Source organism: Phenylobacterium sp. (assembly GCF_030693805.1).
Classification (GTDB): Bacteria; Pseudomonadota; Alphaproteobacteria; order Caulobacterales; family Caulobacteraceae; genus Phenylobacterium.
On record NZ_JAUXZW010000254.1, the window covers coordinates 1 to 2,751 of the forward strand.

The window sequence follows — 2,751 nt, forward strand, 5'->3', positions numbered from 1 at the left end:
CGCCCGCGGCGGCGGCGCCCGCCGCGCCGGTGGATGTGGAGGCCGTGCTCACCGAACTGGCCCAGGCCAAAGGCGGCGGCGGCAACTGGCGCACCTCGATCGTCGACCTGCTGAAGCTGCTCGACCTCGATTCCGACCTCGGCTCTCGCAAGGAGCTCGGCCAGGAACTCGGCGTCCACGCCGGCGCCGACGGCAGCGCCGAACAAAACATCGCCTTGCACAAGGCGGTCATGAAGAAGCTAGCCGAGAACGGCGGCAAGGTGCCCGACAGCCTCAAGGACTAGACGTCTAGAACCTCACCGCGCCGGCCATGATCTTCTCGTGGCCGGCTTTGGTGATCTTGACGTAGCCGCGCTTGGCGTCGCGGTAATAAAGCGCGCCCTTGACCAGCGCCGGGTCGTAGCCTTCGGCGACCAGGTCCATCTTACGGTGCTTGAAGGTGCCGGTGACGTCGATCTGCGGCAGGATGCGGATGAACGCCGGCTGGGCGTAGGCCGGCAGGTCGCGCTCCACGTGTGCGCCGAACGCCGCCAGGTCGAAGTCCGGCTCGACCACCAGTCCGGCCATGCCGGCGCGCCCCTCCGCGCCCTCGATCGGCACGCCGTAGACGATCGCCTCGCGCACGCCAGGCGCCGCCTGCAGATGCTCCACCACCTCGCCAGTGGAGACGTTCTCGCCCTTCCAGCGGAAGGTGTCGCCGATCCGGTCGATGAAATAGAAGTAGCCGTCGCCGTCCTGGCGCATCAGGTCGCCGGTGGCGAACCAAGCGTCGCCCTTCTCGAAGACATCGCGCAGCACCTTCTTCTCCGAGGCCAGCTTGTCGACATAGCCGCCGTAGTCCGACCGCGCGTCGCCGCCGATCCTGCCGATGCATTCGCCGATCTGGCCGGGCGGGCACTCAATGCAGAACCCGTCAGTCCCGCGGATCGGCTCGTTGGTCTCCGCGTCGAACTGCACCAGCCGAACATTGAAGCGCTTGCGCACCCAGCGCGGCACGCGGCCCACCGCGCCCTCGCGGCCGTCGAAGTTGAACAGTGAGACGTTGCCTTCGGTGGAGCCGTAGAACTCCAGCACCTCGGGGATGCGGAAACGCTGCTTCATCTGCGGCCAGATGTCGGGGCGCAGGCCGTTGCCGAACGCCAGCCGCAACTTGTGGCGGGTCTCGTCCTCCTCAGGCGGATGGTTGACCAGATATCGGCAGAGCTCGCCGATGTAGACGAACATCGTGCAGCCTTCCGAGACGATATCCGGCCAGAATTGGCTGGCCGAGAATTTGCGCTTCAGGACCACAGAACCGCCGCTGAGCAGCGCCGCGCCCAGGCCGCAGAGCCCGCCGGTGGCGTGATAGAGCGGCAGGGCCACATAGACCCTGTCCTTGGGCTTGGCGTCCGTCGCCGCCGCGAAGGCGCGCATGTAGAGCTGGGCGCGCAGGTGCGACACCCGCGCCGCCTTCGGCAGGCCGGTGGTGCCGCTGGTGTAGATGTAGAGCGCGGTGTCGCTGGCGGTCATGTCCTCGCGGACCGAGCGGTCAGGCGGAAGTTGGCTGCAGCTCTTTAGCGCCTGCGCCAGGTCTCGCTGATCGCCCTGGGCGCGACCGAGCACCCATTGCAGCATCGGCCGGTCGAGCTGGTCGCGCGCGGCCTCGAACACCGGCGAGGTGTCGCCATCGACGATGCAGTTCGACGCCCCGGAGATGTTCAGGCAGTGGGCCAGCGCCGCGCCGGTGAGCTGGTTGTTGATCAGCGCGGTGATCACGCCGACCTTCGACAGCCCATACCAGGCGGCGAAATATTCCAGGCGATTGGGCATGAACAGCGCCACCGTCTGACCGCGCCGCAGCCCTGCCCCCTTGGCCCAATGGGCGAAGCGGTTGGCCATGGCGTCCAGCTCGCCATAGGTCAGCGTGCGGCCCTCAAAGGTCATCGCCGGGCGCTCGCGCCAGTGCTCCACGGCGGCCTGGAGGTCGTCGCAGACCAGGGTCTTCGACTCGGGCGACAGCGGGCGGATCCGCCCCAGCGTACGGTTCAATCCCCGGAAGAAACGCAACTCACGCTTAAGCTTGGCCTTCAAACTCATCTCGCCCTCCGCCGCGGCGTCACCTTGCGTGCGGCCCAGCTAATGGGTCAAGCGAGGCGAGCAGCGCGGATGGTCACACCCGTGAGAGGCGAGCGTCCGCACACCGTTGAGACAGCCTGCACACGCCGAACGCCGCGCAAGCCGCCAGAATCGGGCGATTTAGTGTTCAGATAAAATCTAAATATCGGCGGACTTCTTTCAGTCTAGATGATCATTTCCAGCGTCGGCCACGCCGATCACCATGGAAGACTGATCATTTTTGACCACCTATACGCCGGCCAGAAGGCAGTCCGGGTCTCGCGTTCCTTAACGACGGGCGGAACAACCTGCACCAACGCCCGTTGTGCTCCCGATTGGAAATTCAGGAGGGACCTATGTCTGTCGATTTTACCGCCGCCGCTGCTCGAGACGAGTTGACGCGCGACGAAGCCGATAGCCCGATGTTCGCCGCCCAGCCGGTCTACGCCCGTCCGGCCAAGCGCCGTTCCAACAGCGCCTTCGGGGCCATTCCGCCCGTGGCGCTGGTCGGCATCCCCGTCGCCCTGGTGGCGATCGGCGCGGCCGCCTACTTGGTCCTCGCGCCGAGCGACAACAGCACGGCCGCACTCACGCCTGGATCGCCTGCGCCGGTGGCGATGGCGCCCGCCATTCCGCCCGCGCCGATGACGCCGCCGC

At 66.8% G+C, this 2,751-nt stretch carries 2 protein-coding genes and 1 pseudogene; 2 read left to right on the forward strand and 1 reads right to left on the reverse strand.

What is annotated here, in order from left to right:
- The coding region (locus Q8M88_RS09890) for a DUF3597 family protein (RefSeq protein ID WP_305596874.1) at positions 1-284 on the forward strand (284 nt) is incomplete at its 5' end.
- A 4-nt stretch (positions 285-288) separates the two neighbouring features.
- On the opposite strand, the gene Q8M88_RS09895 is transcribed toward Q8M88_RS09890, so the two are convergent.
- Entirely contained in the window at positions 289-2,076 is a 1,788-nt protein-coding gene (locus tag Q8M88_RS09895; RefSeq protein WP_305596876.1) for a long-chain-acyl-CoA synthetase, read from the reverse strand.
- 374 nt (positions 2,077-2,450) lie between these two features.
- Here Q8M88_RS09895 and Q8M88_RS09900 point away from each other — a divergent pair.
- Positions 2,451-2,751 (forward strand): annotated as a pseudogene (locus Q8M88_RS09900) (hypothetical protein); the annotation flags it as partial.